The organism is Paraburkholderia nodosa (assembly GCF_001718195.1).
Lineage (GTDB): Bacteria > Pseudomonadota > Gammaproteobacteria > Burkholderiales > Burkholderiaceae > Paraburkholderia > Paraburkholderia nodosa_A.
The window spans coordinates 128,989-143,365 of record NZ_MCNV01000011.1; the positions used below are offsets into that span (position 1 = coordinate 128,989).

General features: G+C 64.4%; 14 protein-coding genes. 11 read left to right on the plus strand and 3 right to left on the minus strand.

Annotated features, from left to right (window positions below; genetic code table 11):
• Window positions 1–54 precede the first annotated feature (54 nt).
• Window positions 55–1,011, minus strand: coding sequence for a helix-turn-helix transcriptional regulator (locus tag BFD71_RS20235; RefSeq protein ID WP_069266083.1), 957 nt, complete (start codon window positions 1,009–1,011; stop codon window positions 55–57).
• Between the two features lie 129 nt (window positions 1,012–1,140).
• Here BFD71_RS20235 and BFD71_RS20240 point away from each other — a divergent pair, with 129 nt between their 5' ends.
• The 4 genes from BFD71_RS20240 to BFD71_RS20255 all read left to right on the plus strand — a co-directional run bounded on the left by BFD71_RS20240 (window position 1,141) and on the right by BFD71_RS20255 (window position 6,258).
• The gene (locus BFD71_RS20240; protein ID WP_069266184.1) at window positions 1,141–2,754 is read left to right on the plus strand and encodes a benzoate-CoA ligase family protein; all 1,614 of its coding nucleotides are present in this window, start codon (window positions 1,141–1,143) and stop codon (window positions 2,752–2,754) included.
• A gap of 14 nt (window positions 2,755–2,768) precedes the next feature.
• Entirely contained in the window at window positions 2,769–3,590 is an 822-nt protein-coding gene (locus BFD71_RS20245; protein WP_069266084.1) for an alpha/beta fold hydrolase, read from the plus strand.
• A 284-nt stretch (window positions 3,591–3,874) separates the two neighbouring features.
• A complete protein-coding gene (locus BFD71_RS20250; protein ID WP_256094820.1) occupies window positions 3,875–5,236 on the plus strand; it encodes a sensor histidine kinase in 1,362 nt (453 codons plus the stop codon).
• A complete protein-coding gene (locus BFD71_RS20255; protein ID WP_069266085.1) occupies window positions 5,233–6,258 on the plus strand; it encodes a response regulator in 1,026 nt (341 codons plus the stop codon). The genes BFD71_RS20250 and BFD71_RS20255 overlap by 4 nt, the downstream gene beginning before the upstream one ends.
• Window positions 6,259–6,318: 60 nt before the next feature.
• Here the strand turns inward: BFD71_RS20255 and cqsA are convergent, their stop codons facing one another.
• Both cqsA and BFD71_RS20265 read right to left on the minus strand, forming a co-directional pair.
• The gene (gene cqsA, locus BFD71_RS20260) at window positions 6,319–7,620 is read right to left on the minus strand and encodes an alpha-hydroxyketone-type quorum-sensing autoinducer synthase (RefSeq protein WP_069266086.1); all 1,302 of its coding nucleotides are present in this window, start codon (window positions 7,618–7,620) and stop codon (window positions 6,319–6,321) included.
• A 588-nt stretch (window positions 7,621–8,208) separates the two neighbouring features.
• Window positions 8,209–8,532, minus strand: coding sequence for a hypothetical protein (locus BFD71_RS20265; protein WP_141710739.1), 324 nt, complete (start codon window positions 8,530–8,532; stop codon window positions 8,209–8,211).
• A 261-nt stretch (window positions 8,533–8,793) separates the two neighbouring features.
• On the opposite strand from BFD71_RS20265, the gene BFD71_RS20270 reads away from it, so the two are divergent.
• The 7 genes from BFD71_RS20270 (at window position 8,794) to BFD71_RS20300 (ending at window position 14,289) form a co-directional block, all read left to right on the plus strand.
• Window positions 8,794–9,096, plus strand: a complete 303-nt coding sequence (locus BFD71_RS20270; RefSeq protein ID WP_069266088.1) for a putative quinol monooxygenase — start codon at window positions 8,794–8,796, stop codon at window positions 9,094–9,096.
• Between the two features lie 132 nt (window positions 9,097–9,228).
• The gene (locus BFD71_RS20275) at window positions 9,229–9,531 is read left to right on the plus strand and encodes a DUF2795 domain-containing protein (protein ID WP_069266089.1); all 303 of its coding nucleotides are present in this window, start codon (window positions 9,229–9,231) and stop codon (window positions 9,529–9,531) included.
• Between the two features lie 167 nt (window positions 9,532–9,698).
• Window positions 9,699–10,049 carry a response regulator gene (locus tag BFD71_RS20280; RefSeq protein ID WP_069266090.1) on the plus strand — a complete coding sequence of 117 codons (351 nt, stop codon included), beginning with the start codon at window positions 9,699–9,701 and terminating at the stop codon, window positions 10,047–10,049.
• A gap of 259 nt (window positions 10,050–10,308) precedes the next feature.
• A complete protein-coding gene (locus BFD71_RS20285) occupies window positions 10,309–10,515 on the plus strand; it encodes a hypothetical protein (protein ID WP_069266091.1) in 207 nt (68 codons plus the stop codon).
• An 87-nt stretch (window positions 10,516–10,602) separates the two neighbouring features.
• Window positions 10,603–11,112, plus strand: coding sequence for a PRC-barrel domain-containing protein (locus BFD71_RS20290; protein ID WP_069266092.1), 510 nt, complete (start codon window positions 10,603–10,605; stop codon window positions 11,110–11,112).
• Between the two features lie 102 nt (window positions 11,113–11,214).
• A complete protein-coding gene (locus BFD71_RS20295; RefSeq protein ID WP_069266093.1) occupies window positions 11,215–13,347 on the plus strand; it encodes a phosphocholine-specific phospholipase C in 2,133 nt (710 codons plus the stop codon).
• 147 nt (window positions 13,348–13,494) lie between these two features.
• Window positions 13,495–14,289: an SDR family NAD(P)-dependent oxidoreductase gene (locus tag BFD71_RS20300; protein ID WP_069266094.1), complete on the plus strand. Its 795-nt coding sequence runs from the start codon at window positions 13,495–13,497 to the stop codon at window positions 14,287–14,289.
• Window positions 14,290–14,377 lie beyond the last annotated feature (88 nt).

Genomic DNA, 14,377 nt, shown 5'->3' on the forward strand with positions numbered 1-14,377 from the left:
CATTTTAGTGCATGCACGGGGTAAACCCGCGATGCCGCGGTCCGCGCCCGCCACTCATTCGATGCGGGGCGCCTCCGCGGCCAGCCGGGCGGCGAGCCGGTCACGCAGTTGCAGGTAAGCGTCGGCGAGCGTCTTTTCGCTAGTGTCGAAGGTCATGTCGGCGCGGCCATACAGTTCGCTGCGGCCAGCCAGGATGCGCTTGAGGTCGTCCATCGCCTCGCTGTTGCCCGAGTTGCCCGACATGGGCCGCAGGTCGCCCTGCGCCACGACGCGGCGCATGTGCTCTTCGGGCGCGGCCTGCAGCCAGACCGTGAAGCAATGCGCGAGCAGCACGTTGAACGTGGCGGGCTCGGAAACGAGGCCGCCCGGCGAGGCGATCACGGCGCGTGGGTGTTCCGCGATCACGGCCTCCAGCGCCCGGTGCTCGTAGCGACGATAAGCGCTCGCGCCATAGAGTGAATGGATTTCCGAAGGCGGACAGCCCGCCAGCTGCTCGATCACCCGCGTCAGCTCGACGAACGGCACCTTCAGCTCCTGCGCGAGCATGCGCCCCAGCGTAGACTTGCCCGCGCCGCGCAGCCCGATGAGCGCGATGCGCTCGTTGCGGTGCGGGTCGGCGCTCGTGTGCGAGAACATCTCCGCGAGCGCCACACGCGCGCGCTGCAAGGCGGCCGGATCGCGCCCCTGCAGCAACTCGCGGATCAGGAGCCATTCCGCAGAGGAAGTCGTGACGTCGCCGATCACCTCGGCGAGCGGGCAGTTCAGCGTGGTCGCGATCTGCCGCAACACCAGTACGGAGGCATTCCCTACCCCGGACTCCAGATTCGCCAGATGCCGCTCCGAAAGCCCGGTTTCCGCCGCCAGCGTCTTGCGCGTCATGCCGCGCCGCGCGCGCAGCATGCGTACGCGCTCGCCCATGGCGGTCAGGAACGGATCGCGTTCGGTGCGCTCGCCGCGCGAGGCGTCGTCGGCAGCTTCGGCTGGCAGCTCCGCAATGTAAGTTTGCTTCATCTTAGGGAATCCCTGAATCCGTTTTTATGTACTATAGTGCTTGACATGCATTTTGCTAACGGCTAATTTTCCGCGAAAAGGTTGATCGACGACAAATCCGATCGAATCAGACTGAGCGGAGACAACACCGTGCCAATCCCAGCAGCATCGCAGGAACACGCCACGGCCGTGCCGCCGCCCGCGCAATTCAATTTCGCCACGCATCTGTTCGCGCTCAACGCCGCGCGCGCCGCGAAGACCGCTTATATCGACGACACGCTCACGCTGAGCTACGGCGAACTCGAAATGCAGGCCCGCCGCTTTGCGGCCGCCATGCGCGCGCTGGGCGTCCACGCGGAAGAGCGCGTTCTGCTCGTGATGCTCGATACCGTCGAGTTGCCCACTGCGTTTCTCGGCGCGCTCTATGCGGGTATCGTGCCGGTAGTCGTCAACACGCTGCTCACGCCGGCCGACTATGTGTATATGCTCACGCACAGCCGTGCGCGGGTGGTGATCGCCTCCGGCGCGGTGCTGCCCGCCGTGAGCGCCGCGTTGGCCGAGGCACAATGTGAGGACTGCAAGTTAATCGTTTCGCAGCCCGCTTCCCCGCGCGCTTCACAGTCGCTTCCGCATGAACCCGAACATGTTCTCGCCGATTTGATCGCACGCGCCGAGCCCGCCGCGCGCGCCGCGCAAACGGGTTGTGACGACATCGCCTTCTGGCTCTACTCGTCGGGATCGACAGGCAAGCCCAAAGGCACGGTGCATACGCACGCCAATCTCTACTGGACCGTCGAGACTTACGCGAAGCCCATTCTCGGCATACGCGAAAACGACATCGTGTTTTCGGCGGCCAAACTGTTCTTCGCCTATGGCCTCGGCAACGGCCTTTCGTTTCCGCTCTCGGTAGGCGCGACCACGATCCTGATGGCCGAACGCCCCACTGCCAACGCCGTATTCGCACGCCTCGTGCAGCATCGGCCCACGGTGTTCTACGGCGTGCCCACGCTTTACGCGAGCATGATGGCCGCGCCGAACCTCCCGGCGCGCGCCGACGTCGCGCTGCGCGTGTGCACGTCCGCAGGCGAAGCGCTGCCGCGCGAACTGGGCGAGCGCTTCAGGGAACATTTCGGCAGCGACATTCTCGACGGCCTCGGCTCCACGGAAATGCTGCACATCTTCCTCTCGAACCGGCCAGGCGCGGTCGAATACGGCACCACGGGGCGCCCCGTGCCCGGCTACGAGATCGAACTGCGCGACGAGAGCGGCGCGCTCGTGCCCGACGGCGAGATCGGCGACCTCTTCATCCGCGGGCCGAGCGCGGCCGTGATGTACTGGTGCAATCGCGAGAAGTCGCGCGCGACCTTCCTCGGCGACTGGGTGAGGAGCGGCGACAAGTACCGGCGCCTGCCGGGCGGCGCCTATGTCTATGCGGGCCGCAGCGACGACATGCTCAAGGTGAGCGGCCAGTATGTCTCGCCCATCGAAGTGGAGATGGTGCTCATGCAGCACGACGCCGTGCTCGAAGCGGCCGTGATCGGCGTCGATCAGGGCGGCCTCGTGAAAACCTGCGCGTTCGTCGTCCTCAAGCAAACGGCAGTGGAAACTTCGCACGACGCGTTGGCCGAGCAGTTGAAGGCGTTCGTGAAAACACGGCTCGCGCCGCACAAGTATCCGCGCGACATCCTGTTCGTCGACGATCTGCCCAAGACGGCCACCGGTAAGATCCAGCGTTTCCGGTTGCGTCAGCAGTTTCAGTCGTGACAGTGACAAACGCCATGAACGAAAGCGAATTCGCCGATCTGCCCGCCACGTCCACGCGCGATGCACTGCGCATCGAATATCGCTGGATCGGCACGGCCGCCAGCGATGTGCCGCTCGCCGTGTTCCTGCACGAGGGTCTCGGCTCGATCGCAATGTGGAAAGACTGGCCCACCGCGCTTTGCGAACGCCTCGGCATGCGCGGGCTCGTTTATTCGCGTCCGGGTTACGGCCGTTCCACACCGCGCGCGCAAGGCGTCAAATGGCCGGTCGATTTCATGTCGGCGCAGGCGCGCGATGTTCTACCTGCGGTGCTCGACGCACTCGGCGTAAGCGCTGGCGAACGCAAACGCATGTGGCTGATCGGTCATAGCGACGGCGCCTCCATCGCCCTGCTCTACGCCGCCGCTTTCCCCGAAGCACTCGCGGGTGCAGTGGCGATTGCGCCGCACGTGTTCGTCGAAGACATTTCGGTCGACAGCATCGGCGAGGCGAAGGTTGCGTACGAAACGACCCGCCTGCGCGAAAAGCTCGCGCGCTATCACGACGACGTCGATTCCGCGTTCTACGGCTGGAACGATATCTGGCTCGATCCCGCCTTCCGTTCCTGGAACATCGCCGGCGAACTGGCGTCGATTCGCGCGCCGCTGCTCGCCGTGCAGGCGCTCGACGACCACTACGGCACCATGGCGCAAGTCGAAGCGATTGGCGCGGCCGTGCCCCACGCGCGCGTCCACGCGCTCGCGCAGGGCGGCCATTCTCCCCATCGCGATGCGCCGCAGCCGCTGAACGACGTCATCGAGCCATTCATTTGGGCACAGCGCAAGCCCGCGGCCTGAAAACAACTCAGCGTCCCCGCAACACCCTCCAGCGCGCGCCGAATGCCTCCAGGCAGGGTCAAATCGATGCACCGCGCATAACTCTCCCCCGCCAACGCGGTATCTCAGCCCATCGAAGGCCAAACTAAGGGCCAAACCCGCCTCATCGCTGCAATCCTTTGGTGATATTGTCTTTCTTTGCGCTGTGGAGACGGGGTCCGACCACGCGAACCCCATGGCAAAACGGGGCACCAAAAAAAGCGAGACGCAAGAAGACCGGCGGGACATGCGCGCCGGCCAGAACGATGAGCGATTCCATTCTGATGAACGTTTCAAGAACCTCGGTGCGACTGAGGCGAGCCTGGGCGTCGATGCGTCCGCGCTTCGTGCGCGCATTCGCGCCCGCGCTGCGCAACCTGCAATACGTGAAGCGCCGCATGCGCCCGCTCGCCGTGGTGGCGAGCGTGGGCTTCCCGCTTTACTACTACGTCTGGAAAGACCTCTTTCCTCAGCCGTATGAAAATCTCACGCTGCGCCTGATCGGCTCGTTTCTGTTCATACCGATCCTGGCGTTCGAGCGCTGGCCCGCCGCGCTGAAAAAGCTGCTGCCGTGGTACTGGTACTTCTGCACGCTCTACGCACTGCCGTTCTTCTTCACGTTCATGCTGCTCAAGAACAACGGCAACGAAGTGTGGGTGGAAAGCGCGCTGATCGCGGCGTTCGTGATGGTGCTGCTGCTCGACTGGCTCATGCTCGTGCTGCAGTTCCTCGTGGGCATCAGCCTCGCGGTGGTGGCCTACTGCCTCACCACCTATCCCATCGTGCTCGGGCCGAACTATTTCACCCATCTGGCGATCTTTTCGTTCGCGGTGGCAATCGGTGCGGTGGCCAATTACGATCAGGACCGCATTCAGATCGAACAGGAGCGCGCCATGCTGGCCACGGCGGGCAGCGTGGCGCACGAACTGCGCACGCCGCTCGTGGCGATACGCGTGGGCGCCGCTGGCCTCATGCGCTATTTGCCCGCGCTGCTCGACACCTATCAACTCGCCCAGCGCAGCCGCTTGCCCGTGCCAAAAATACGCGTGGCGCATCTGCATTCCCTGCAAGGCGTGGCAGGCCGCATCGAACAGGAAGCACTGCATTCGAACGCGATCATCGACATGCTGCTCGCCACGGCGCGCTTCACGGGCGGCAACATGCAAAACGCAACGATGTGTTCGATCGTACATTGCGTCGAAACCGCACTCGCGCGTTTTCCGTTTCGCGAAGGCGACCGGCGTCGGGTAATCTGCAATCTGCGCCCCGATTTCGAATTCCACGGATCTGAGATGCTTACCGTTCACGTGCTCTTCAATCTGCTCAAAAATGCCTTCAGGCATATGGGCAGCATCGAAGGCGCGCAGATTTCGATTCGTCTTGAATCAGGGCAAAGGGCCAATCGTTTAATTTTCAGCGATACGGGCACCGGTATTTCCCCTGAGGTATTGCCGCACATCTTCACGCGCTTTTATACTTCGACAACCGCCACCGATGACGTGACGCTCGGAGCAGGAATCGGGCTGGCATTCTGCCGCGATGTCATGCAAGCGATGGGTGGAGCGATCACCTGCTCTTCCGTAAAAGGCGAATACACCGAGTTCGTTTTGACATTCCCTGCGCCATGACGAAAGCCATTCAGCCGTTCTCCTATCCGACCACCGTCGCCTTCGTCGACGACAGCGCCGCGTTCCTTTCGAACCTGAGCCTGCAACTCGACCCCGACCTGGCCTTCCGCCTGTTCAGTTCGCCCTCTGAGGCGCTGAAATTCCTCAATGGCCGTACGCCGCATGACCGCGCGGCGGAGCCTATCTTCAGCCCCTATCTGGACCGTACTGAAGAAAACGATGCGCACCAGGTCATCGCCATGCGCGTCGATGCGATACGTAGTCTCGTACATAACGCCTCGCGCTTCGAGTCGGTTTCGGTCGTGGTGGTCGATTACGACATGCCAGAACTCAACGGCATGGAGTTTTGCCGGCGCATTACCGACCCGTCGATCAGGAAAATCGTGCTGACCGGCAAAGCCGACGAGCACGTGGCCGTAAAGAGCTTCAACGAAGGGCTGATCGACCGCTTCATCCGCAAGCATGAAGTCGACGCGGTGGAAACGCTGAACCAGGCGATCGACGATATGCAGCGCGCGTATTTCGACCGCTGCTGCAGCACGGTGCTCGACGCGCTCGCCGTATCCGAATATGCATTCCTCAAGGATCATGCGCTCGCCGCGCACGTGAAGGGCATTGCCGATTCACTGGGCATCGTCGAGCACTATCTCTCGTATCAACCGCACGGACTCCTGATGTTCGACGGTGTCGGCACCGCATACCTGCTCGTCATTCACACCGACGAATCGCTGCGCGGCGTGCGCGAAATCGCCGTCGAACAAGGTGCGCCCATCAGCTTTCTCGCGGAGCTCGACAGCCGTCGCAGCCTGCCGTATTTCTGGCGCACGGAAGGCTATTACCCGTCGCAGTGCATCGAATGGCAGCCGTATATGCACCCCGCATCGGAGTTTCACGGCGACCGCCGCTATCTCTACGCCCTGGTGAAGAAGCCGGCGGGGCTCGCGCTCGACAACGTGCTGCCCTACGACCGGCATCTCGACCAGTTGGACCGCGAGATCCAGGCGGCGTGGGACTCGCCCTGATAATCGGGCGCACCCCACGCTACCGCTGTCTCGCTCCACGCTGCCTCAATCGCGCACGGCTCAGGCCGCCACAGCCACCATCGGCATGTTCACCACAGCCTGCGGCAGACGCACGCGCGCACGACCCGCATTGCGTTCGTTGCGGCGCGTGGACGGCCAGTTCCAGATCTGCACCTCGTCGCGAATTTCCGCGCACACTTCGACGAGCCGCTCCAGTTCCTCCTCGCACAGCGCCGCATTGAGCGAGAGCCGCACGAGCGAGCGGTTCTGCGCTGTGGCAGGTGCACAGAACACCGAACCAAAAATGCCGCGTGCTTCGAGCGCGTCGCGCAGGATGATCGTCTGCGGCTCAGGCCCGGCTTCCAGCGCGATGATCTGCGTTTCGCTGCCGTTCAGGTTGTAGCCGAGATCGGCAAGCCGTGAGCGCACGTAACGCGCGTTGGCCGCGACGCGCGTGCGCCGCCAGTCTTCGCGCTCGATCACGTCGAGCGTCGCAGCGAGACCCGCCGTTTCATGCGGCAGCAGCGTCGAGCTGAAAATGGCGGGCAGCGCCTCGCACTTGAAATACTCCTGGAAGCGCCGCGAACAGCTGATGATGCCCGCACGGCCGGCAAACGCCTTCGCAAGACTCGCGGTACGGAAATGCACGCGGTCGATCAGCCCGAGTTCGGCCACCATGCCCGCACCGTGCGGGCCGTGCGTGCCGAGCGAATGCGACTCGTCGACGACCAGCACGCAGTCGTGCTCGGCGCACACTTCGGCGATCGCCGTGAGCGGCGCCACGCTGCCGTTCGTGCTGTACACCGAATCGACGATCACGATCCCGGCCCCGTAGCGCTGGATGCGCTGCTCGAGGTGATCGACATCGTTGTGGAAGAAACTGATCGCGCGCGCGCCGGCGCTGCGGATGCCTTCCCACAGCGACATATGCGCCATCATGTCGACGTACACCGGCGTCTGCGCATTGGCGATCGACTGGATCAGCCCCGTATTCGCGGCAAAACCCGACTGGCACAGCACGCTCGCTTCAGCCCCCATGTATGACGCGAAGCGGTCTTCGAGCGCGAGTTGCGGGCAGTCGTCGCCGTGGAGGAAGACACCCGACATCAGAAGCCCGTTGCCCTCCTTGCGGATGCTCATGCACATTGCATCAAGAATCTCTGGGTGGCGCGCAATCGAAAGGTAATCATTACTCGAGAGGTGCAAGGCATCAGCATCGGCAACACGGCCCTTCATAATGTGGCCCCCGGCCCAGCTTTCCTGCACGCGCTCGGTGTAGTAGCGATCGACACGTGCTGCGAGGAATGCGGGCAATGCCGCGTCGTTGTTATGTGCGTTACGCCAGTTGCTGCCAACTTTCATCTCAGGCTCCTTGTGGTTAAAGGCCGGCCCCGGAGGCGACTTGTCTGGTCAGGAAGGATTCCGAAAGGCAGGCCCGTAATGTGTCCGCAACGAAACGACACGCGCGATGAGGCCTGACGTGCGCATTCCGGCAGCGGACTTATGAATGTGGGTGATGCAATGACTGGCGAGCGCGTGAGTCGCGGCGCGCGGCGGGGAGTGGTCACGGCCGGCGGCGCCAGAGCGCGCTTGAGAGAAAACCAATGCGGGCGCGGGGCGCCGGGAGCAGGCGCCTTCATATCCGCACGAATCCCGCTTCGCGTGATCGCCACTGGTTACAAGGGAAGAAACGCCCGCCCGAAAATTTTTGAGGCGCGCCACGCAGGCCACCTGGACCCTATACGTCATGCAGCGAAAGCGCCTTCACGCTGCACGCAACGTCGGTCGCGCCATTGATAATTATCGTTTAAAAACAGCGCTGTTAAGCCTTCGCAGTGCGCAACTATGCGTAGCGCATGGAGTTTCGACAAGGATTGCCCGTCGCGCCGCGAAAGGGCGCGAGCGTTGATTCATCACGCATAGATCGCGCGAAGGGGACCGACGGAATCGTCAGATGGCCACGACGCGGTCGCGCCCGCGTGACCTGGCGACATAGAGCGCGACGTCGGCGCGCGCCATCAAGGCGGCGAGCGAGTCTTGCGCTTGCAGTTCATCGACGCCGGCGCTGACCGTCAGTCCGCCGTGGGGCTCTTCGCCGGAGTCGCGGGCGTGAGCGTCGGCGCTGCGGCGAACGGAGAGCGTCAACACGCGCAATTCATCGAGCGATGCGTTCGCCGGGCGAGAAAGGCGCGGCGCGTGAGCGAACGCGCCCAGCCAGGCCGACAGGGTCACGAACCGGTAGAGCTGTACACGGGGCGCTCGGGCGGGGGGCAACGCAGTGAGCGCCAGCCGAGCGACGCGTAGATGGCCGCATGAAACGTGGAGATTCAAGACCGCATGGCTGGTCAGCCGTCGCGCGGCGGTGACCCGGCGTGGTCAGACAAAACCGCGAAGCCACGGGACTCTATTTGGACTACGAATCGTAATCTTCGTACGGCAGGCGGGAAAAGCCCGCCGCGCCCTCCCGGCGCTTGACGAACGCCCCGCAGGACCGCGACCATGCCTGAGTCGCCACGACGTAACAGGAGCCATGTCATGACCCAGCATGCGTTGTACGTCGAGCTGCACGCGCAGCCCGGCAAGGAAGAGGACCTCGCGGCATTTCTCGCGAGCGCGAAACCGCTGGTCGATGCGGAGCCCGGCACGCCAGCCTGGTTCGGCGTGCGCTTCGACGCCACGACGTTTGCGATCTTCGATGCATTCGACGACGAAGCCGGCCGCAACGCGCATCTGAACGGCCAGGTGGCCGCGGCATTGATGGCGCGCGCGGGCGAACTGCTGGCCGCGCCGCCGCAGATCCGCCGCGCCGACGTGCTCGCCGACAAGCTTCCCGCCTGAACGGCAGCCAGATTGCCCGACAGGACGTGCGCGCGGTCACGTCCTTTCCCTGCCTGTAAATGGGGCGCGCACCGGTCAAGGCGCCGGGAACGGCAACTGCGCGAGCCGTCAAGATCTTCGAAGGAGGAGCCGATGAAGCCTGCTTCCGCTTGCGAGGCCACACGAGCTGACACCCCAGACGAGGCGCGTTCGAATGCAGAGGCGCTGAGCGATCGTGTGCTGCACGCTCTCGAACGCGTCACCTGGCCCGCGCACCCCGCCACGCTGATCGAAAACGCCGAGCGCAGCGGCGCGCCGCGCGACGTGATCGACGCTTTGCGCCGCTTGCCGGACGAGGCGTTCGGCAGCTTTCCCGAAGTCTCGGCACTCATCGTCGCGGCGCAACTGGGCGCGCGCGGCTCGACCGCCCAACGGGGCGCGGCGACGCGAAGATGACGACCGAAGCGGCAACGATGCCGGGCGAGGATCGTTCCTGCACGCCGCAGGAACAGAAATTGCGCGCTGCGGGACGGCCGCCGGATACCCTCGGCCCGCGGCGACGCGATCGCGAAGAACAAAGGCCCAGCCGCCATGATCGGCCGGGCCGCTCACGCAAGAGACGTATGGCTACCGTATTACTAGTCGACGACGACACAAACGCGCTCGATGCGCTCAAAGAACTGGTCGGGCAGGAAGGTTATCGCGTCAGAACTGCCGCAGACGGTTCGGATGCCCTGCAAAGCGCACTCGCCGACCCTCCCGATGTCGTGATCTCCGACTGCATGATGCCGCGCATGGACGGTCTCTCCCTCATGCGCGAAATGAGGCGCAGCAGCAAGCTGGCGGGCGTGCCGCTCGTGCTCGTCTCGGCGCTCGTCACCCTGCCCCCCGACGCCGACGTCGTGGGCTTCCTGCGCAAGCCCTTCGCGGTTTCGCAACTGCTCGACATCCTCCACCGGGTCGCCACACCGTGACGCGCTCCAGCCTCGTCCACCGCATGAACGATTTACATCGTCGTTGTAGCGACTGACGCTCGGGGCGCGCAACGCGACCACTCACGGTCGCTTCCTTCATTCGGCCTCCTGACCGGTTCTCGATCGATAGCCGCGCCCTGCACGTCACGGCATGACCCATGCTCTTAATCGGCGTGGCCGGTCCATTTCGGGCCGGCATGGGATCGAACCCTAGCCGCATTGCGCCGAGATGCGATGCGCATATTCAAGGGAGGTCGAAATGAGTGAATACGCAGGCCGCTCGCACGACGAGCGCGTGGCGCAGCGCAAGCGCGAGAAGAAGGGCGCCACAGAGCCGCCGGGCGGCGAAATGGCCGTGCACGGCACCGAGCCCGACGCCACCCACAGCAGCGGCGAGCTCTCCGAGCAAGGCAAGGAAGTGTGGCGCAAAGGCGCGGGCCTGGACGGCGGCGGCAAGAGCAAGTGAATCTTCCTTCAAGCCACCACGATCGCCATGGCGCATGGTTGCGCCATCAACTTCCGCAGTCTTCTGGATAACCGAAAGGAGAACGTCATGACCTACTCGCAAACCCCAATCGGTTCGGCGCCGCGCAGCGGCGACGGTGCTCGTATCGTCGGCCGCGACCAGTCGGACACGCGTGGCCCCGGCCCCGAAGTGATGGCGGCCAGTACGCTGGACGGCGACCGCGTGATGAGTTCGGACGGCGACGAAGTCGGCAAGGTCAAGGAAATCATGCTCGACGTGGAAAGCGGCCGCATTGCCTACATGGTGATGTCGAGCGGCGGTTTCCTGGGCATTGGCGACAAGCTGCTCGCGGTGCCGTGGAATGCCCTCACGCTCGACGCGGCACGCAAATGTTTCGTCATCGCGCTCAATTCCGAGCGCGTGAAGAACGCACCGGGCTTCGACAAGGGCCAGTGGCCCTCGATGGCCGATCGCACCTGGGCCAGCTCCGTGCACCAGTACTTCGGCCGCGAGCCGTACTGGAGCGACGACGCCGCGAGCCTGCCGCTGGACGAGCCGGGTCGCGAGCCGCCGGAGGCCGGAGGCGTAAAGCTCTAACGGGCGCGCACGCGCACCCGTAACCGTTCATCGGGCGCCCGCGGCGGCGCCAACGTGTCATGCTGATGGTCGCGAGCACAACGACAACAACGCGAACACACCATGACTTCGATGGACCGCCGTGATTTCCTTCGCGCCGCCGCCGCGGGCGCGACGCTGAGCCTGGCTTCGCCCGCCATTCAGCGGGCGCTGGCCATTCCTGCCAACAACGCAACCGGAACGATTGAAGACGTGCAGCATATCGTCGTCTTCATGCAGGAAAACCGCGCGTTCGACCACTACTTCGGCACGCTGCCCGGCGTGCGCGGCTTCTCGGACCGCATCACGATTCCCCTGCCCGACGGCGCCAATGTATGGCAACAGAGCGACGGCACACGCACGCTGATGCCGTTCTACCTGGACAGCCGCAAGGGCAACGCGTTGCTCGCGGGCGGCGCGCACAATTGGGCCGACGCCCACGAGGCCTGGGACCACGGCCGCATGACGCATTGGCCCAAGTTCAAGGGCGACGCCTCGATGGGCTATTTCCAGGCCTCCGACCTGCCGTTTCATTTCGCGCTCGCCAACGCCTTCACGATCTGCGATGCCTACTACTGCTCGCTGCATGGCGGCACCAATGCGAACCGGCTCTTTCTGTTCACCGGCACCAACGGCCCTACGGCCTCGCCTTATGCCGTGGTCGACAACAATGGTTGGGACAACATCGGCGCGCCGTCCACGGGCCTGAAATGGACCACCTATCCGGAACGCCTGCAGGCCGCAGGCGTGACGTGGAAAGTGTATGAAAACCAGCCCGATAACTACACCGACAATCCGCTTGTGGGGTTCGCGAACTATCGCAAGGTGCTCGAGGCGATCGATGGCTCGCCCAACGTGCCGTGGACCCAGGCGCTCGACGCACGCGAGCCGCTCTATAAAGGGGTAGGCAATACCATGCCCGACGGCGGCTTCCTGCAGGCGCTCAATGACGACATTGCGACAAACCAGCTGCCTCAGGTGAGCTGGATCATCGCGCCGCAAGCCTATTCCGAACACCCCGCCGTTTCGACGCCGGGCCAGGGCGCGTACTATCTTCAACGGCTGCTCGAAGCGCTGACGCGCAACCCGGACATCTGGAGCAAGACCGTGCTCTTCGTGAACTTCGACGAGAACGATTGCTTCTTCGATCACATGCCGCCGCCTTGCCCACCCTCGCCCATCAAGGACGGCGAGTACGCAGGCAAATCCACGGCCACTACGCGCCACGAATACTTCACCATGCCGAACCCTCCCGGCGACGGCAAGCCGGTCAAGCCAGACGGCTTGCCGTTCGGGCCGGGGCCGCGCGTGCCGATGATCGTCGTTTCGCCGTGGAGCACGGGCGGCTATGTGAACTCCGAAGTCTTCGATCACACGTCGGTGCTGCGCTTCATCGAAACGCGCTTCGGCGTGCGCGAACCGAATATCAGCCCGTGGCGGCGCGCGGTATTCGGCGATTTCACCTCGGCGTTCAACTTCAGCACGCCGAATGAAAAGCCCGTGCAGGCGTTTTCGGCACCCACGAAGGCCGACGCCGATGCGCTCAACAAGCAGCAGAACGCGCTCAAGCCCGTGCCGGTGCCGCAGCCTGGCACGCAAGCCATGCCGCAGCAGGCGCGCCGCGCGCGGCCCTCGCGCGCGCTGCCGTACCGCCTCAACGTGGATGCGAGCGTCGACGGGCGTCATCACAAGGTTCAACTGGCGTTCGGCAACGAAGGCAACGCCGGCGCCGTCTTCCACGTGTACGACACGCTTCATCTCGACAGGTCGCCCCGCCGCTACACCGTCGAAGCCGGCAAGACACTGCGCGACACGTGGACGCCCAGCGCCGCCGACGACGGCGCCTACCACCTGTGGGTGCTTGGCCCGAACGGTTTCCATCGCGCCTTCGAGGGTAATGTGCGCGCGGCCGCGCATGGCCCCAATCCCGAAGTGCGCGTGCGCTACGACGCCGCGAGCAATGCACTCGAGCTGAGCATCGCGAATCGCGCGAGCGCAGCTTCGAACGTGAGCGTGGCGGCCAATGCCTACCGCAGCGACGGGCCCTGGACTTACGCGTTGCGCGCCGGCGAACAGGTGCAGTCGAACTGGGCGCTCGCGGATTCGGGCGGCTGGTACGACTTCACGCTGACCGCGGAGAACGGCGTGCTAAGGCGCTTCGCGGGCCGGGCAGAAACCGGCAGGGACAGCGTGAGCGATCCGGCGATGGGTGCGTGAGGCGCCTGAGAACGCATCCGAAGCGCCCACGCAGTACACTGCCCGTTCCCTTCACGATGGCCGCGCGCGACGTTGCGTCCAGGACGTTCGACACGCATTCAACGCGCGTTGGAAAGCGTGGCCAGCCTTCCCACTCAAGGAGCCCGCATGAAAATCGATCTGACTGGAAAACTCGCGCTCGTCACCGGCTCGGCTGCGGGCATCGGCCTTGCCGCGGCCAAGGGCCTCGCGCTCGCGGGCGCCGACGTGATCGTCAGCAGCCGTCACACCGAAAACGTGCGCGAAGCCGAGGCGGCGCTGCGTACCGCTGCGCCCGGCGCGCGGGTGCAGGGCTTCGTCGGCGATCTTTCCAGTGCCCAGGGATGCGACGCGCTCGTGAAGGCGCATCCGCAGGTGGACATCCTCGTGAACAATCTCGGCGTGTTTCAGCAGCAGGACTTCTTCGAGATTCCCGATGCCGAGTGGCTGCGCTTCTTCGAAACGAACGTGATGTCGGGCGTACGGCTCTCGCGCGCCTATGCGAATGCAATGGTCAAGCGCGGCTGGGGGCGCATCGTGTTCATCTCGTCGGAATCGGGATTGAACATTCCCGCCGACATGATCCACTATGGCATGACGAAAACCGCGCAACTCTCACTCGCACGCGGCCTCGCCAAGCGCCTTGCGGGCACGGGCGTCACGGTCAATTCGGTGCTGCCGGGCCCCACCCTTTCCGATGGCGTGACGCACATGCTCAAGGACGAAGTGGCCGCTTCGGGCAAGACCGTCGAGGAAGTCGCCGCGCAGTTCGTGCAGACGCATCGCGCCTCTTCCATCATCCGGCGCGCGGCGAGCGTGGAGGAAGTGGCGAACATGATCGTCTACGCATGCTCGAAGGAGGCTTCCGCGACCACGGGCGCGGCCTTGCGTGTGGATGGCGGCGTGGTGGATACGATCGCGTGATGCCTCCGGCTGCAAGCCTGGCTGTTTAATTCGCAATACGAATGACACGAAGGCATCCGTCGAATACAAAAATGCAGCCCGCGTGCGC

Excerpts from the sequence above, each read along its gene's own strand:
- BFD71_RS20235 (WP_069266083.1), bottom strand. The coding sequence starts at position 1,011 with ATGAAGCAAACTTACATTGCGGAGCTGCCAGCCGAAGCTGCCGACGAC.
- BFD71_RS20245 (WP_069266084.1), top strand. The coding sequence starts at position 2,769 with ATGAACGAAAGCGAATTCGCCGATCTGCCCGCCACGTCCACGCGCGAT.
- BFD71_RS20250 (WP_256094820.1), top strand. The coding sequence starts at position 3,875 with ATGAGCGATTCCATTCTGATGAACGTTTCAAGAACCTCGGTGCGACTG.
- BFD71_RS20255 (WP_069266085.1), top strand. The coding sequence starts at position 5,233 with ATGACGAAAGCCATTCAGCCGTTCTCCTATCCGACCACCGTCGCCTTC.
- cqsA (WP_069266086.1), bottom strand. The coding sequence starts at position 7,620 with ATGAAAGTTGGCAGCAACTGGCGTAACGCACATAACAACGACGCGGCA.
- BFD71_RS20270 (WP_069266088.1), top strand. The coding sequence starts at position 8,794 with ATGACCCAGCATGCGTTGTACGTCGAGCTGCACGCGCAGCCCGGCAAG.
- BFD71_RS20275 (WP_069266089.1), top strand. The coding sequence starts at position 9,229 with ATGAAGCCTGCTTCCGCTTGCGAGGCCACACGAGCTGACACCCCAGAC.
- BFD71_RS20280 (WP_069266090.1), top strand. The coding sequence starts at position 9,699 with ATGGCTACCGTATTACTAGTCGACGACGACACAAACGCGCTCGATGCG.
- BFD71_RS20285 (WP_069266091.1), top strand. The coding sequence starts at position 10,309 with ATGAGTGAATACGCAGGCCGCTCGCACGACGAGCGCGTGGCGCAGCGC.
- BFD71_RS20290 (WP_069266092.1), top strand. The coding sequence starts at position 10,603 with ATGACCTACTCGCAAACCCCAATCGGTTCGGCGCCGCGCAGCGGCGAC.
- BFD71_RS20295 (WP_069266093.1), top strand. The coding sequence starts at position 11,215 with ATGACTTCGATGGACCGCCGTGATTTCCTTCGCGCCGCCGCCGCGGGC.
- BFD71_RS20300 (WP_069266094.1), top strand. The coding sequence starts at position 13,495 with ATGAAAATCGATCTGACTGGAAAACTCGCGCTCGTCACCGGCTCGGCT.